The sequence below is a fragment of the Candidatus Hydrogenedentota bacterium genome, assembly GCA_035416745.1.
Lineage (GTDB): Bacteria > Hydrogenedentota > Hydrogenedentia > Hydrogenedentales > SLHB01 > UBA2224.
The window spans coordinates 1-16047 of the sequence record DAOLNV010000016.1 but is presented as its reverse complement, the minus strand read 5'-3'; the positions used below and the strand labels follow the sequence as shown (position 1 = coordinate 16047).

13 protein-coding genes are annotated in these 16047 nt (G+C 62.0%); 8 read left to right on the top strand and 5 right to left on the bottom strand.

What is annotated here, in order from left to right; genetic code table 11:
- Positions 1 to 379 precede the first annotated feature (379 nt).
- The 7 genes from ychF (at position 380) to PLJ71_07545 (ending at position 8069) form a co-directional block, all read left to right on the top strand.
- Positions 380 to 1438, top strand: coding sequence for a redox-regulated ATPase YchF (gene ychF, locus PLJ71_07575; GenBank protein ID HQM48534.1), 1059 nt, complete (start codon positions 380 to 382; stop codon positions 1436 to 1438).
- Between the two features lie 19 nt (positions 1439 to 1457).
- Positions 1458 to 2318, top strand: coding sequence for an amidohydrolase family protein (locus PLJ71_07570; GenBank protein HQM48533.1), 861 nt, complete (start codon positions 1458 to 1460; stop codon positions 2316 to 2318).
- 171 nt (positions 2319 to 2489) lie between these two features.
- Entirely contained in the window at positions 2490 to 3662 is a 1173-nt protein-coding gene (locus PLJ71_07565; protein ID HQM48532.1) for an acyltransferase family protein, read from the top strand.
- A 231-nt stretch (positions 3663 to 3893) separates the two neighbouring features.
- Entirely contained in the window at positions 3894 to 4772 is an 879-nt protein-coding gene (locus PLJ71_07560; GenBank protein ID HQM48531.1) for an alpha/beta hydrolase, read from the top strand.
- Between the two features lie 309 nt (positions 4773 to 5081).
- Entirely contained in the window at positions 5082 to 6110 is a 1029-nt protein-coding gene (locus tag PLJ71_07555) for a Gfo/Idh/MocA family oxidoreductase (protein ID HQM48530.1), read from the top strand.
- A gap of 8 nt (positions 6111 to 6118) precedes the next feature.
- Complete coding sequence (locus PLJ71_07550; protein ID HQM48529.1) at positions 6119 to 7072, top strand: ABC transporter permease; 954 nt, start codon at positions 6119 to 6121, stop codon at positions 7070 to 7072.
- A 13-nt stretch (positions 7073 to 7085) separates the two neighbouring features.
- The gene (locus tag PLJ71_07545) at positions 7086 to 8069 is read left to right on the top strand and encodes an ABC transporter substrate-binding protein (protein ID HQM48528.1); all 984 of its coding nucleotides are present in this window, start codon (positions 7086 to 7088) and stop codon (positions 8067 to 8069) included.
- Between the two features lie 78 nt (positions 8070 to 8147).
- On the opposite strand, the gene PLJ71_07540 is transcribed toward PLJ71_07545, so the two are convergent.
- Positions 8148 to 9017, bottom strand: coding sequence for a PAC2 family protein (locus tag PLJ71_07540; GenBank protein HQM48527.1), 870 nt, complete (start codon positions 9015 to 9017; stop codon positions 8148 to 8150).
- Positions 9018 to 9351: 334 nt separating this feature from the next.
- Between PLJ71_07540 and PLJ71_07535 the strand changes: the two genes are divergently transcribed.
- Complete coding sequence (locus PLJ71_07535) at positions 9352 to 10200, top strand: hypothetical protein (protein HQM48526.1); 849 nt, start codon at positions 9352 to 9354, stop codon at positions 10198 to 10200.
- 53 nt (positions 10201 to 10253) lie between these two features.
- Here the strand turns inward: PLJ71_07535 and PLJ71_07530 are convergent, their stop codons facing one another.
- The 4 genes from PLJ71_07530 to PLJ71_07515 form a co-directional block, all read right to left on the bottom strand.
- Positions 10254 to 11978: a glycoside hydrolase family 3 N-terminal domain-containing protein gene (locus PLJ71_07530; GenBank protein ID HQM48525.1), complete on the bottom strand. Its 1725-nt coding sequence runs from the start codon at positions 11976 to 11978 to the stop codon at positions 10254 to 10256.
- A gap of 274 nt (positions 11979 to 12252) precedes the next feature.
- The gene (locus PLJ71_07525; GenBank protein HQM48524.1) at positions 12253 to 14196 is read right to left on the bottom strand and encodes a M23 family metallopeptidase; all 1944 of its coding nucleotides are present in this window, start codon (positions 14194 to 14196) and stop codon (positions 12253 to 12255) included.
- Positions 14193 to 15332, bottom strand: coding sequence for a peptidylprolyl isomerase (locus tag PLJ71_07520; GenBank protein ID HQM48523.1), 1140 nt, complete (start codon positions 15330 to 15332; stop codon positions 14193 to 14195). The genes PLJ71_07525 and PLJ71_07520 overlap by 4 nt, the downstream gene beginning before the upstream one ends.
- A gap of 31 nt (positions 15333 to 15363) precedes the next feature.
- Positions 15364 to 15681 carry a hypothetical protein gene (locus PLJ71_07515; protein ID HQM48522.1) on the bottom strand — a complete coding sequence of 106 codons (318 nt, stop codon included), beginning with the start codon at positions 15679 to 15681 and terminating at the stop codon, positions 15364 to 15366.
- Between the last annotated feature and the right edge of the window lie 366 nt (positions 15682 to 16047).

Here is a 16047-nt window from a genome sequence, read left to right as displayed (position 1 = left end):
GAAGCTCTCTTTTCCCTCTTCATACAGGATTGTTTCACGCGCAGCTTCCTGTTTCAAGCGGCAGCAACGCTGGACGTGTTCACCGCTCTCCCTGCTGTTCCGTCTGAGCGTATTTCAAGCGATGAGGACTGCCCCGTTTCGGACAATTGGACGCCACGCTCCGGGGCTGACGGCGACAAACCTGGGCGATTACGGGATGACGATGTTTGATTCGCCTTCAGCCATCCCCGCTTTCGCCGGCGCGTACCCGGCAAGCGCGGTTCTTTGCTCTGCTACAGGCGGGCTTGTTACCATAACCCGGAGCCGGGGACTGGCGGCTGCGAAATGGTGTGACGCGCGCCGGCATCTCCGTTCTGCATATTCGGGGAAAGGGTGTTCCATGAAGGTCGGAATTATCGGGTTTGCCCGCTCGGGCAAGACCACCGTGTTCAATTCGCTTACGGGCGCGCATGCCGAGGTGGGGGCGTTCGGAAGCCGCGAAGCCAACCTCGCCGTGTTGAAGGTGCCGGATGAGCGGGTCGACAAGCTGGCGGCGCTCCATAAACCCAAGAAGGTCACCTACGCGGAGTTTCAGTTTGTGGACATCGCGCCCGACGAGGCGGCGGGCGAAGAGAAGGCTCTGAGCGCCGCGTCGCTGACGGCGTTGCGGCAGGTGGAAGCCCTCGTGCATGTCGTGCGCGCGTTTGCCAATGAAAACGTGATGCATCCGCTGGGTAGCGTGGACCCCGTGAGGGATTGCCGGACCCTCGAGGAGGAGATGCAGTTCGATGATCTCATCATCCTCGAGCGGCGCTTGGAGCGGATGGAAAAGGAGAACAAGAAAGACCGGCAATACGAGTTGCTGGCCCGGTGCAGGGCCCATATCGAAGCGGGGAAACCCCTCCGCACGCTCGGCCTGAACCCGCAAGAAGAAAAGGAAATCGCTGGGTTCGGTTTCCTGTCGCGGAAACCTCTCATGTTGCTCGGGAACTACGGAGACGAAACGATCGGCTCAGACGACCCTTCGGGCCTCCGCGCCTATGCGCAGGAGGCGGGCCAGACACTTGTCGAGCTGTGCGGCGCCATGGAGATGGAAGTGAGCCAGTTGCCCGAGGACGAGCGGGCCCCGTTCCGGGCCGGGCTGGGGCTGGGCGAGGAGTCGCGGCTCCGGTTTCTCAAGAGCGCCTATGCGATGCTCGGGCTCATCAGCTTCCTGACCGCGGCTGAGCCGGAAGTGCGCGCGTGGACCATTCGGAAGGGTACCCGCGCGCAGGACGCGGCAGGGGTCATCCACAGCGATTTGGCCCGGGGCTTCATTCGCGCCGAGGTGACGCACTACGACGATTTCGTCGCGGCCGGTTCCATGGCGAAGGCGAAGGAAGCGGGACACCTGCGGCTCGAGGGCAAGGATTACATCGTTCAAGACGGCGACATCATGTTGATCCGGTTCAACGTATAGCGGAGGTGCATTTCACGCAATGATAATCGACTGCCATAACCATCCCGACTGGCACGGACACAATCTCGACAAGTTCCTCGCGAACATGGACCGGTACGGCATCACGAAGACGTGGCTGCTGACGTGGGAGGCGCCGGAGAACGAGTACGACCCCAGCTACAACCATGCCTCGGTGCGGACCGGGCCGGACGGTCCCATGCCGTTTACCCGCGTGTTGAGTTATATCGAGCGGGCCCCGGACCGCTTCGTGCCCGGCTATGCGCCCGACCCGCGGCGTCCCGACGCCATCGACCGATTGCACGCCGCCATCGAGATTTACGGGGTGCGGCTATACGGCGAGCTGAAGGTGCGGATGATGTACGACGACCTCGACGCGCTCCGGCTATACCGGTTCTGCGGCGAGAAGAGCCTGCCGGTGACGGTGCATATCGACTATCCTTTTGCCCACGGCCGGAAGTATCCGCGGCCCGACTGGTGGTACGGCGGCGGTTTCGACGCGTTCGAACGGGCGGTCCGGGCATGTCCGGAAACGGTGTTCCTGGGCCATGCCCCGGGATTCTGGGCACACATTTCGGGCGACGACCAATTCGACAAGGTCGCGTACCCTGACGGGAAGGTCGCGCCGGGCGGAAAGCTGCTCGATGCGTTGCGCGCGAATCCAAATCTGTATTGCGACCTGTCGGCGGGTTCCGGCATACGGGCCATGTCGCGCGACCCCGAATTCGCCAGGGAATTCCTCATCGAGTTCCAGGACCGCGTCCTGTATGGCCGCGACTATTTCGATAACCAGCACCAGGAGTTTCTGAACGGGCTGGGGCTGGACCGCGCCGTGCTGGACAAGATCTATTTCAAGAACGCCCTCGCGCTTGTGCCAGAGTGATACGGGCGGCGGCGCGCCCGCCAACGCGCGTGACGGCTCCCGGGCCCCCCTCTCCGTTCAGCCTCGTTCTTGAACGGCCATTGGCGCATCCAGTAGCCTTACGCGGCAGGAATCGGGTCGGCATCTGCTACACCAACAGCATGCCATCAGCGGTTTTTAGGGGGAACGTTCATGCAGTCCTCAAGCGAAGCCGGAGGGGCAGAAGCAAGTGGCGGGGCGGGTGCAACCCCGCGCCTCGTTTATATTGACAATATCCGGATCATCCTGTCGTCGCTGGTAGTGCTGTTTCACCTGTCCGTAACCTACGGGGCAGTGGGGTCTTGGGCCTATATCGAGACGAAAGCGGAGTTTCCTGCGAGTTATTTCCTGACGCTTTTCACAGCCACATGCCAGTCCTTCTTTATGGGCATGTTCTTCCTGATATCGGGCTATTTCACGTATGGCACCCTCGAGCGAAAGGGAACGGGGCGCTTTCTTGAGGAGCGCCTAGTCCGGCTGGGCATTCCGCTGGTCCTGTATATCTTTTTTCTCGAACCGTTGACGTGGTACTTCGCGCAATCCTGGAAACCGGCGCATCTCTCGTTTCTCGATATCTTGCGCAACGGTTATGGGCGCGGCGTCGGCGCGATGTGGTTCTTGGTTGCGTTGGGCTGTTTCAGCGTGCTGTATGCGGCCGCCCGTCAGGCGTTCGACGGGCTGCGAGCAGGCATTGACGAGAGACCGTTTGCGTTGAAAGATGCCCACATCGCGACGTTCATCCTGTGCCTGAGCTTTGTCACGTTTCTGGTGCGCCTCGAGTTCCCTGTCGGCCGCGCCCTGCCCGTAGTGGGATTCAACGTGGCGCATTTCTCCCAGTACATTGCGCTGTTCACGCTCGGGATACTAGCCGCGCGCAACGGGCTGCGTGAGCCCATCGCATTCCAGCAGGCCAAACGCTGGCTTCTGTTCGCCGGGGCAATGGTGCTGGCTGGTTTTCCAGCGCTGTTCCTGGCCGGAGGCGCGGTGTCGGGCGAGGTAGCGCCCTTCTTGGGCGGGCCGCATTGGCAGTCCTTTGCCTATGCCTTCTGGGAACAGGCCACCGGCATCGCCATCATTGCAGCGTTGTTGGGCATCATGCGAGTAAAATGGAACACAGCCGGCAGAATCGAGCGGGAACTGGCCGGCGCCGCCTATGCCTTGTATGTTTTCCATCCGCCTATCGTGGTTGCGGTGAGCATTGTGTTTCGTGACTGGGCGCTGCCGCCCCTCGCGAAATTCGTCGTCTTGTCGCCCATAGCATTGGCCGCGAGTTTTGCCGTCGCCCTTTCCGTTCGGAAAATCCCATACGCCCGCCGGGTGTTCTAGCGCGTTACTTCCCAGGGGACCATAGCAATATCCCCGGAGCCGCCAAAACGGCTCTTTCAACGATACCGGTCTGGCGAGGCCAACGGGCGCGCGAGGTCCTGTCGGTCTCTCTTGTGCTCCCCGCGGCCGGTTGCGCGACAGGCAGTAGACGGCTTCGATCCCGCTGGCCATAGTGCTATGATCGTGTGCGTCTCCGCCATGAGCGTGCATTCAGAAGAAATGAGGACCCGGATGGACAAACACGTTTCTGTCGTTGCCATTGTAGGGTTGGCGGCTTTATCCGGCCTGGTGATATTGTGCGCTGCCGCCGAGGAACACGCATCCGTCCCCGAACGTGTCCAGGAGCCGGCGCCCTTCGAAAAAAGAGTCTTCACGCTTCCGGACGGGAAGCACATGAACTGCCGCCAACGGAAGGGCGACGGACCCGTGCTGGTGCTGATACCCGGGACTTGGGGGACCTTTGACGGGTTTGCGGCACTTATCGCCGAGCTGCCGGGAGACCTTCCCCTCGTGGTGATTGAGCTCTGCTGGCAGGGCGGCAATGTTCCGCCCACGCTGGATCTTTCCATCGAGCAACTCGCCGGCGATGTGTTGTGGGTTGTGGAGGCTTTGGGTCTCGAGCACTTCTACATAGGCGGCCACAGTATCGGCGGCATGATCGCCGTCGAGATTGCGGGGCGCGAGATTCCCGGGCTCGCCGGCGTCATCGCAATGGAGGGGTGGACCCACCATACCGTGGCCAAAACAGCCTTTGCGAATGAGGTCACCGGAGAACTTACTCCATCGCAGAGAAGCGAGTATGAAGCGTACCGTGCCCGGGGGCGCGCGCATCTCTCGGATGCGCAAATGGCTGCTATCGCGGCTATCTGGCGCCGCTGGAACGGCTATGACTGTCTGATGCGCTCGAAAGTCCCAATCCTGGAGGTTTGGGGCGATCGCGGGAAGCCGCGGCCGCCCCGCGAGACGTTGCAGATTCCCGAGCGGCCGAATATCCAGCTCGCGTGGGTCACGGGCGCGTCTCACCTCATGCTGATACAGGCGCCAAAGGCCGTAGCGGAATTCGTGTGTGCTTTCATCGAGCGGAATGCATCCGGCTCTCCGCCGGAATGACCATTCACGTTCCGGCCATTCAACGGCGAACATGAAACGGGCTGCCACACGGCCGCGACTCCCGTTTTGCGCCAGTTCGGCCAGGGGGCTACAATAGGTTGTCTATGGGGATGTAGCCGCCGGAACGATGGAGGGATCCTGCCGCGATCGCTCCAGAAACGGGGGCTGCGGCCGGTGGCGTGTGGCCGGGGGCCTTGTTCCGGACGCGCCGGCGCAGGACTACCCCCATTGTGATGTGTCCCTGCCCAGGAGGCGGCAGGGTAAGAAAAGCGGGCGCGGCGCGAAACCGTGCCAGGGAGTACAAAGACGATGAACACACTCGGAGCAGCGATCATTGGGAGCGGCTGGGTTGCCGGAGAGTACATTCGAGCATTCATGACAAATCCGAAAACCGAACTGCGCGCCCTGTGCTCGCGGACGAAAGAGGGCGCCGCCGCCAAGGCACAGGAATTCGGCGTTTCGTGCGACATCTATACGGACTACGAAAAGATGGCCGGTCGTGATGATATCGACATCGTGGTGGTCGCCTCGCCTCCCCACGTGCACAAGGACCACGCCGTCGCGGCGGTCCAGGCCGGCAAGCATCTCGTCCTCGAAAAGCCAATGGCGATCTCCCTCGAGAACTGCCGTGCGATCCGCGACGCGGTGGCAAAGGCGGGCGTGAAATCGGTGGTCAGCTTCGTGCTACGCTGGAATCCACTCTACGAAATCATCAAAGCCCTTATCGCCGATAATGCCATCGGAAACGTGTTCTTGGGGGAAGTGGACTATTTTCACGGCGTCGGGCCCTGGTACAAACTCTATTCCTGGAACGTCAAGAAGGAGATCGGGGGCAGTTCGCTTCTGGCGGCGGGGTGCCATGCCATGGACGGGTTGCGATGGTTCATGGGCGGCGAGATCGCCGAAGTCTATCAATATTCGACCTTCGGCAAAGGGTCGGACTTCAAAGAATACGAGTACGACCCCACGACGTGCACGATGTGCAAGTTCGCCGACGGCCGCGTCGGCAAAGTGGCCTCGTGCATCGAGTGCACTCAACCCTACGTGTTCAATATCAACCTCGTGGGCACGCTCGGCACGATCAAAAACAACCTGCTCTTCTCGAAGAAGAAGTTCCCCGGGCAGACGGGTTGGGCGCAGATCCCCACGGTGCTGCCTGACAGCGGCGACGTGACTCATCACCCGTTTTCCCATGAGGTAGCCCATCTGCTCGCGTGTATCGAGACGAACAAGGAGTCCCACTGCAACGTGGCCGATGCGTACCGTACCCACGAAGTCTGTTTTGCGGCGGATCTGTCCGCCAAGGAAGGAAAGCCCGTTACGCTGCCGTTGAAATAAGAAGCCATATGAAACGATTCCTGGCCAAACATTCGCCGCTAGTGATTCTTGCGGCCCTGTGCATCGTCATTGCGGCGGTCTTCCCGAATTTCCGCAAACCCGGCAACATCAAGAAGGTTGCCTACCGCACGCCCGTGTTCGGGATCATGGCTTCGGGCGAGACGCTGGTGATACTCACCGGCGGCATCGATCTCTCGGTCGGCAGCGTGGCCGCTCTCAGCGGCGTGGTCTGCGGCAAGACCATGAACGCCCTCGAAGAACGCGGGCTTCCTGGCGCCGTTACCACGGGCATCGTTGCCGGTCTTGCCGCGGCCACCTTATGCGGGGTCATCAGCGGATTCCTGACGGCCTATGGGCGTATTCCTTCGTTCATCTCGACTCTCGGCATGATGATGATGGCGCGGGGCGCGGCATTGGTGCTCACGAAGGGCGCGCCCGTGGGCGGGTTTCCCGCCCGGTTCGCCTACCTGGGCGGCACACGCGGCTGGTACATCCCCGTGTCGTTCATGCTGGCCATTGTGGCTTTGCTGACTATCATGCTCGTGACGTCGCGGTCAGGACGCGCCATTTACGCCATCGGCGGCAACAGCCAGAGCGCCCGCCTCTCGGGCATACCCGTAAACCGCGACCGGATGAGCGTCTTCGTGATTTGCGCCCTTCTGGCCGGGTTCGCGGGCATCGTCGAGAGTTCGCGGCCCATGATTGCCGCGCCCACCGGCGCCGAGGGATACGAGCTCGAAGCCGTCGCGGCATGCGTCATCGGCGGCGCCAGCCTGATGGGCGGCGAAGGCACGGTCATCGGCGCGCTCGCAGGCACGCTGATCATGCAGATACTCGTGAACCTCTGTAACCTCTTGCACATCGAGACAGATTGGCAGAAGATACTCGTGGGCGGGCTCGTCGTCGCCCTGGTATCGTACGACACCTACCGCAAAAGAAGATCGGGGCTATTGAAAGAATAGGAGCGCGGATGTCATGAGACGCATCACACTCGGATTGCTGGCGGTTGCCTTGGTGCTGGGGTGCGGAGGCCAATCCGCGCAACCCGCCGCATCGGGAGGCGGCGGCGCCGAAGGCGCGAAATACACCATTGCGGTGATTCCAAAGGGCACCACCCACGATTTCTGGCTCACCGTAAAGGCCGGGGCCGAAGATGCCGCAAAAGAGTTCAACGCAAAGACCTATTGGAAAGGTCCCGACAAGGAAACCGAGGTCGTCAAACAGCTCAATATCATCGAGGATTTCATCACGATGGAGGTCGACGCCATCGTGATGGCGGCCTGCGATGAGAACGCCATGATCGACGTCGTCAAACGCGCCAAGGATGCCGGTATCCCCGTTGTCACGATCGACTCGGGCGTAAAATCCGGCGACCCTGTCACCTTCGTGGCCACGGACAACGTGGCGGGCGCGAAAGCCGCGGGCAACGAACTCGCACGGCTCATCGGCGGCAAAGGCGAAGTCGGTCTCATCCCCTTTGTGAAAGGCGCCGCCACCTCCGAGATGCGCGAGCAGGGATTCAAGGAAGCCCTCGCGGAATTCCCCGAAATCAAGCTGGTATCGACTCTCTACAGCGAAAGCGACGCCGCCAAAGGCATGAACGTCACGCAGGACATGATCACCGCCAACCCCAACCTGGCAGGTATCTTTGCGGCCAACGAAGGCGGCGCCATCGGCGCCGCTCAGGCCATCCGCGCCGACGGCAAAGTCGGCGCGATCAAGCTCGTGGCGTTCGATGCGTCAGACGAGGAAATCGCCGCGCTCAAGGAAGGCGTCATCCAGGCCCTTGTGGTGCAGAATCCGTATAAAATGGGATACGAAGGCGTGAAAGCCGCGGTTGACCATCTCGAAGGGCGCCCCGTCGAGAAACGCATCGACACGGGGGTAACCGTGGTCACCATGGAGAATTTCGGCCAGCCCGACGTGCACAAGGTATTGTATCCCCTCGGCCAGAAATGAGCCCCCGGGCACACGGAGAAACGCTGCGGATACGTCTGGCGCATCCCGCCCGCGAGGGCGCCATACCAACACGGCAGCTCAATTGAGCCGGATATTCTGCTTCTCGAACCAGCTCTTAAGGTCGTCCATCTGGGAGCCCGTCAGCTCTTTGTCGTAAGCCTGCTCCATTTTGCGGATCAAAGCGGCCAGTTCGGGCTTGCCACCCACAATTTCAGCCAGGCGCCGCTCGAATTCCACGGTTTCCTCGTGGAGTTCGTCCAGGGAGAGGGCCAATCCCAGCATATCGGCGACCTTGCGCGTGACCGCTTCGATGCATCTGACATTGCGCTCCTGCACGTACGCCGGGATCTCCTCAACAACGGTTGTCATCTGAAGGTCCCGTTCACCCGCGAGAGCGGACAGATATGTCGTCAGACTGGCGGGACCTTCGTAGTCGGTGGGTTCGAGCCCCAGATCATCCAACAGCGGCCGAAACTTCTCGTCCGATACAGAGCCGTACAGGCGAGGTTCCCGCGTATGCGGCACGATCCCCGCCACGCTTCCGATGAATACGATGCGGCTCACCCCGCATTTCGCGGCCAGCGCGAACATGCAGTCGGCGAAATCCGGCCAACGCAAATTGGGCTCTTTTCCCTCGAAGAGCACGAGGTTGTGCTCTTCGGCCACGTAAAAACGGTTCCGGGGCTCATGGTACGCCACGACAAGCCCGGCCTCGATCACCGCATGCGGCCGGAACAGCGACGAAACCTCCATGCTGCCCGGGAAGTTGTAGATATAAAAGCCCGACGGGTCGATCTCGGCGAACAACCGGGCATCGAGCAGGTCTATCAGGTATTCCACCGTGCCCGTCGACACCTCGCCGCCGTCCATCCAGCCGGTCAGCCCGATCACCATGCTGGCGCCGGCAAGTGTGGGCACGCGGTCCATTTTGAGTGCTTCGTGTGTCATCACAGTTCTTCGCGCGTTGCCGCTCCCGGATCTGGCCGCAAACTCCGGCCGCCACACGCGTTTCGCACCTATGCTATCGCACCCCGCGCGTCGTGCGCAATGTCGCCTGCCAACAAGCTCAGGAATAACCCCGGCGCGGCGACCGGCCCCTAGGGTCACTGGCGCGGAGGTTGCCGGCGTGCCTTCGTGCGACACTCTGAGAAATGGGAGACGCCCGCAAGAGAATACGCCACATCAAGGGCAATTTGCACGGTGAAAATCCAATTGACGCTGTGTTGCCAGCGTGCGACTATATAGAAGATATCTGGTCCTTCAACATGCCCGGAGAAGTGCGATGAAAACAGTGATAGCCGGAGTGATTGCCTTGCTGGCGGGGTTAGGCATTGGCCTGTGGTTTGGCATGGCCAAGGCAAACGCCGCCAAGAGCGCCCTTGCCGAGGCAGAGAGCGCTGCGGCGAAAACACGAGGGCGCGTTGTAGAGATAGAACACGCGTTGTCCGTGCGCGAGGCGGAACTCAAGAAACTCCGGGGCGACATCGTTCAGGCCCGTTCGGCCCCCCTGCCCGAGCAGGAGACGCCCGCCGCCGAACCCATGCTGCCCTCTGCCCAAGCCCCGAATTTCCTCTCGGAGTTGGCCCAGGCGTTGGTGGCAGATGAAGGGCCTCGCCCCGGCCGGAGGGGCAGCCGGTTCCGCGAAGAAGGGCCGCCTGAAGGCGAAACCGAGGGACAGCGCGACGAGCGCCGCCGCAGCTTTGTTGAAGACTATCGACAGCGCATGAGCGATTTCCTCACCGAAAAGATCGCCTCAAGCAAGGACCCCGCCGAAAAGGAACGCATTGCTTCGATCGGCGAATACATGCAGAGCCTCATGGAACAGCGCCAGCAACTTCGCGACGCCCAGACGGACGAGGAACGCCAGGCCGTCTTCGATACCATGCGGCAAAACTCCGATGTGCTGCGTTCAATGGTCGAGGAACAGCAGAACAAGGTGATGCGCGATTCCCTCGCAAGCAAGGGAATCACCAACCGGTCAGAGCAGGACACCATCATTCAGGCGTACAAGGAATCACAGGACAACCCCTTCTTCAGCGGGCCCTTCACGATGTTTGGGGGCGGACGCGGCGGCGGATTTGGCATGCGCGGTCCCGGCGGCCCTCCCGGAGACCGCCCCGGCACACCGTGACACCTGTCAACCCGCCGCAGCCGGCCCTCGGGCTGGCGAGCGCGGAGGGAAAACTACCGTGACATGTCTTTGGCCGGCGGGCTGACCCGGAGTTTCTGGTCCAGCAGGATCTTCTCGCCTTCAAGCTTGTTCCATGCCTTAAGGTCGGCGATCGAGCACCCGTATTGTACCGCGAGCCGGGTCAGGGTATCGCCCTTCTTTACAACATGATAGGTGGGCTTGCCGGTCTCGGCCTCAGGCTTTGGGGTTTCAGGCTGCGCCTGGGCAGCCGCCCCGGCCGGCTTTGGCGGTGCGGTTGTCTCCGCCGCCGGTCTAGCCTCCGAGGGAGTCTCCGGGGGCGGGGGTGTTTCAATCTTGGCCTCGACCGGTGCAGCGGATTCCGCCTCGAGTTTGGGCACGCCGCCTGGCAGTCCTACAGGGTTTTTCAGCCACGTCTGGAGACCGTCGAGGCGGCGTTTGCTGTCGTTGAGGCTTTCGCGAGAGAGAACGCCCTCGGTTACGGCCGTGTCGACGGCCGCGCAGATGCTGCGAATCCGCTCGTACGAGGGGTCTTCGAGAATCAGGGCGTCACACCCGGCCCCCAGGGCCTGTACGGCGGCGCTCCCGATGTCCCCACCCGTAGCCGAGGCCGCCACGGCAATGTCATCGCTCACGATAACCCCCTGGAATCCCCAACGGTTACGCAAATACTCATGTACGAGCACCGGCGACAGCGAAGCCGGACGCTGCGGCTGCTCTTCGTCCAGGCGGGGCACTGCGATGTGGCCAACTATCAGACCCGGGATGCCCGAGACTACCGCCTGGGCAAAGGGAAACAGAACCTTGGCCAGATCCTCGCCCCGTTCCAGTTCGATCACGGGCACGGAAGATTGCGCCTCCTGTCTCGCCGCTCCGTGGCCCGGATAATGTTTCCCTATGGGCACCACGCCGCCCTCCATCACGCCCGCGGCAAACGCGAGCCCCAGCGCCTGGACCACGTCCCTATCCTTGCCAAAACTTCGCGCCTTAATGACCTCGGGGGCGCCCGGCAAGACCACATCGAGTACGGGGGCCAGCAGAATGCCGATGCCGCGGTCTTTGCATGACAGCGCGAACTGCTGGCCAACCGCGCGCGCCGCCTCCGCGTCGCGCTTTGCACCCAGTTCAGGCGCGCCCGGCGCGGACTCGAGGTTAAGCGGGTTGGCTATTCCACCCTCCTGGTCGACAGCGATGAGGGGCAGATCATAAATCTCCTTGCCCAGCCCGACCGCCTCTTTGATGCTCGCAACGAGCTTGATCGTCTGTTCGCGGTTTTGGATGTTGTTTTTCAACAACACGACGCCGCCCGGCTTGACCTCCGAAAGAAACGATTTGGCCTCGGCGTTCAGGGCCGAACCGTTGACGGCAATGATCAGATGACGCGCAGGCCATACGTCCTCAAGCACATCGAGCGCACCAGCAGCCTCTTCGGCGGGCACGGCCCCGGCTTCGGCCGGTCCTTCCGGCGCTGGCGGCCCTTCCGGCGCCGGCGGTTCGGCCGGCGCCGCAACCTCTGCCGGCGCCGGGGATTGCCCGGGCGCCGCTTCTTCCCCGGCAGGCAGGGGCAGAGCAGGCGCCTCCGTTTCCACGGGCTTCCCGGCGGGCGCGCCCACGGTCTCAACGGAAGAAATCCGGTCTTCCTTCACGCCAGGGCCGCCCCGAAGTACCCAGCCGAGGGCTACGCCCATCAGGAAAATCAGCAGCATAGTCACAACCTGATGGGTAGCGCGGTACTTCTGGATTTTGGTTTCTGGTCCCACCGTTTCCTCCAGCAATTCTGTGTCTGGTTGCCGCCACTGCGGCGCCAGCTTTCCCAATCATCGGCGCGGCCCCGGCAACCCGTGCAGACTCCCCGTGTGGTTACGCGCCTTATAATACAAGGAATCCTATGCCGCGTCTATGGGTGAGGCGGCGGTGTGCGCGGGAGCTGCCTCCGGTTCGTCTCTCAAGGAGCGGACTCATGTCCCGCGGGCCTCTTTCCCAAAGCCTTGGAATTCGTGAAACCGTTCGCCGCAGGAAAAGCGGCTCAACGCGTCAGGGCGTTCCGGCCGGTTCCTCGTCGATCCGGAGCCGGCGCGACACCACGGTCACGTTTCCCGCTCCGTCGACAGCCCGGATCACGATCTCGTTCTCGCCGAGCGGAAGGTCTTCATCCCGCAGCCACGTAATGGTAGCCGCCGGGGAGTCAAAGGGGTCATATTCCGCCAAGAGCCACTTGCCGTTTGCAGTAATCTGGACGTCGGCGATCCCGCTGGCGTTGTCCGTAACCCGCGCCCGGATTTCAGGGCGCGCGCTCGTGGTGACGGTGTTTTCGGCAGTCGGGTGAACGGCCGTGATCGCCGGCGCCATCGTATCGGCCATGGGCGCAAACACCCCGAGGCTGGAAGCCGCCACTGTCAGGCGCCCGCCGCTACGCCCGGTTTCCTGACGCACCCATCCCGACCCCGATTTACTATAGATGTGTACCTGTGAAAGCTCGTAAGCGCCCGCGGGCTGTGGAAAAGAAATCTCGAGAGGGACATCCAGCGGCGCGTCGGCCGGCCACAGGCGATACCCTTCCCCCATGACAACGAGGCCCGGCGATGCCGTAACCGTTTCCTTCGAGACGCGCAGGTAAAGCGTTCCGTAGGGGCTGCGGGCGTCCGAACGGATAACCAAATCATCGACCTCGGCAACCCGTCCAGCGCCGCGTTCAAACACCTCGAACGATTCCAGGTACGGCGTCAACCGCGGATGCTCGACCGACAGCGAGAAGTCATCGCTCCCTGACCCGGCCTCGACCACGGCGCGAAACAGGCCGGGGCCCACACGCCGGAAAACGGCTTCCGTGCCGGATGCCATCCCTATGCAGCGCGCCACCGGCGTCTCGGGTTCTGCGTCGGGAAACTGGGCCGTCACCAGCAATCCTTCGCCGAAGCAGTCGACCTTGACCGTGCCCGGCGCGCCGCTTCCCCGCGCAACCGGCTCCTCGGGAACGGGCATGCCCGCTTCGACGCGCAGAGGCAACACAGCCGAATGGCCGAAGAAGTCGCGCGCCTCGATGCGCACATCGCGGGGCTTATCACCCACCTCGATCCAGCCGCTGGATTCGGATAGCGCAAAATTGTCGGAGTCATTGCCGGGCCATCGCCACTGCAGCAAGAAACGCCCTTCAGAAAGGTAGTACGGATGCCAGGACACACGTCCGTGGCTCATGGTCTCGTAGGAGAGGCGGTCGTTCTGCACCCTGAAGACTTCCCGGCTGTCCGCGGATGTCGTGACTGTGTGCACGCCGAGAACGGTGCTCCCGCCGTTCGCGGGATCGATCACGTCCACGGCGATGCCGATCTCTCCCCGGGCCGTGACGGAGGCGCAGGCAAAGCTTCCGGCGGCGCTGTCGGCCCGCGCTTCCAAGACCACGGGCACGACATCGCCATTGACAGCCGATGCCGTCCCTTTGGGCACAATGAGCACTTTTCGAATGATGGGGCGCGTATCGTCGGGCCATGAGATATCCAGGAGACGCGGATTCAGGGGGCGGCTCTGCTCGTCGCGCACCTCCCAGTGCAAATGGGGAACGCGCGTGCCCGAACGGCCGGCCAGGGCGATTAACTCGCCCCGCTTCACCCGGAATTCGCCCGGCTCGGGCATCAGGTCAACCGTGTAGCTCTCGCGGGCATGCTGGGCGCGCCGCACATAGTCGCGCAGGCTGCTCGAGAACTCGGCGAGATGGCCGTAAACAAAGGTCCTGCCGCCGCCGTCCCGCAGATACACCGCTTTTCCATAACCCCACGGGCCACAGCGAATCCGCGACACGTAGCCGTCCGCCGCGGCGTATACTTCCGGACCCGTTCCCCCCGTTCGCAGGTCGATGCCGGCATGAAATCGTCCCGACCGGTACTCGGCAAAGCTCGAGGTAACCGCGGGAGGCAGCTCGAGGGGCCATTGGTAAGGCTCCTCCGATGCAAGACAGGTGAAGAGCAGGAACAGTGTCGTCACGGTTGCAGGCTCGCCGGCGCCTCTGCGGGCATTTTCCCCACATCAAGCATGTCAAGCAATTCGGGATGGGTAATGAGTTTCTTATCCAGATCGAGGGCAGTCTGAATCGCATCCTCGTTTTCCGTGGCTTTGCGGCAGAACTCCTCGACGGCCGCATTGGTCTTGCGCAGCATCAGGGTGCTCTTGATAAACGGCGCCGCCTTCTCGTAGGTCACCTCTTCGCCCGGAAGCAGCTCGACCAGTTGGATGATATGGTAGCCGAACTCGCTTTCGATCACGTCGGAAATCTCGCCCGGGCTGAGTGTGCGCGCGGCTTCCGCCATGAAATCCGGCATGGTCTCGATAAGGGCGGGTCCCAGGTCTCCGCCTTTGCTCCGAAACGGCTCATCGGAAACTTCTTTGGCAACCGCCTCGAAATTCCTGCCGGCCCGGATGCGGCTCAGGGCTTCCTGGGCCTTATTTCGTGCGGTTTCGCGGGCCGATGAGGCGGCACCGCCAGCGCCGGCCGGCGCGCGCAGGAAGATCTGGCGCATATGGGCACGGTCGGAGGGCCGCGCCCCGTCTTTATTCATTTCCTCGAACTGCTTCTTGACTTCGTCGTCCGTGACGGTGACGCCCTGGTCCTTGGCGATGATTTCGCGCATCTTCTCGATCAGGAGGGCTTCCCGCAACTCCGCGATGGCGTTCTCACGCTTCGCGCCGGCCTCCTTGAGAACCTCTTCTTCGGTAAGGGGCTTGTCTTTGTTCTGCGAGAGTTGCTTTCCGATGTTCTCAATTTCCTTTGCCCACCGCTGTTCGACCACCTCGTCGGAGATCGTTACGTCCCGCTTTTCGGCTTCCTGCAGCAGCAACTCCTTTTCGATCAGCGTCCGCATGCAGCGAAGCGCCAGACCAATGCGAAACGCATCTGAAATGGTGTCCTGAGGCCGCATCTGCTGGTAACGGGTCAGTTCCCCCTTATACAATTCAACGAATTCCTCGGAAGGAATAGGCTGGTTGTTCACCAGCGCCACGGGCCCTGCCGGCACCGCATCCAGAACGATATCCAGTCCTTCGAGCTTAGGCGCCTGGGCCCATGCGCCCAGGCATACGCCGGCGAGCACGGCGGCGGTCATGGCGGTTCGTGCCAATTTCATTTGCTTCTCCTGAGGTCTCGTCCGGCGCGTTCTATTCGCCGGCTTCACTTTCCATTTCCTCTTCTTCTTCGGCCTCTTGCCGGGCTCTTCTTCTGGCGGCCATTTCGGCGTGCATCTCCATGACCGTCGTCGAGACCATGTAATGCACCACAGTGGCCGTGGCAACCCAGCAGACCGAAAAGGTCAACGCTACCCGGAAGGCGACCTCGACAGCGCGCACGGAAAGAAAGAAAACGTTGATGGCCAGAACTAACGTGGCAAAAAAAGACGCCACAACAAACCCCAGCTTGTCGCCGTCGGGCAGGATGACCCTCGTATTCCTTCTTCTCTTGAGGACCGCCTTGGACATGCCCTAATGCTACCACAGCCTGTAGACCGCGCCAAAACGGCTGGCGAGGCCGTTCAACCCTCAGGGAATCCGGAGCCGATCTCCCCCCAAATCCGGATCGCGCGACGATTGGGGAAGCTCACACAGAGGCACAAAGGACGCGGAGGAAATGGCGCCCACGCCGAAGCGAAATCTACTCAACATCCCCGTTTATGATGCGGGGAATGCTGTCCCTCATCAAAGCCTCGCCGAAGTTGAGTAGATAGCCGAGCCTGATACCCGTCAACCGCGGAACTGATGCCTCCTCTCTCATTCTGTTCCGGGGGATTCAATTCTCGTGTTCCCTGTGTCTCCGTGTGCGTTTGTTCTTGTCTTCATGGAGACAAT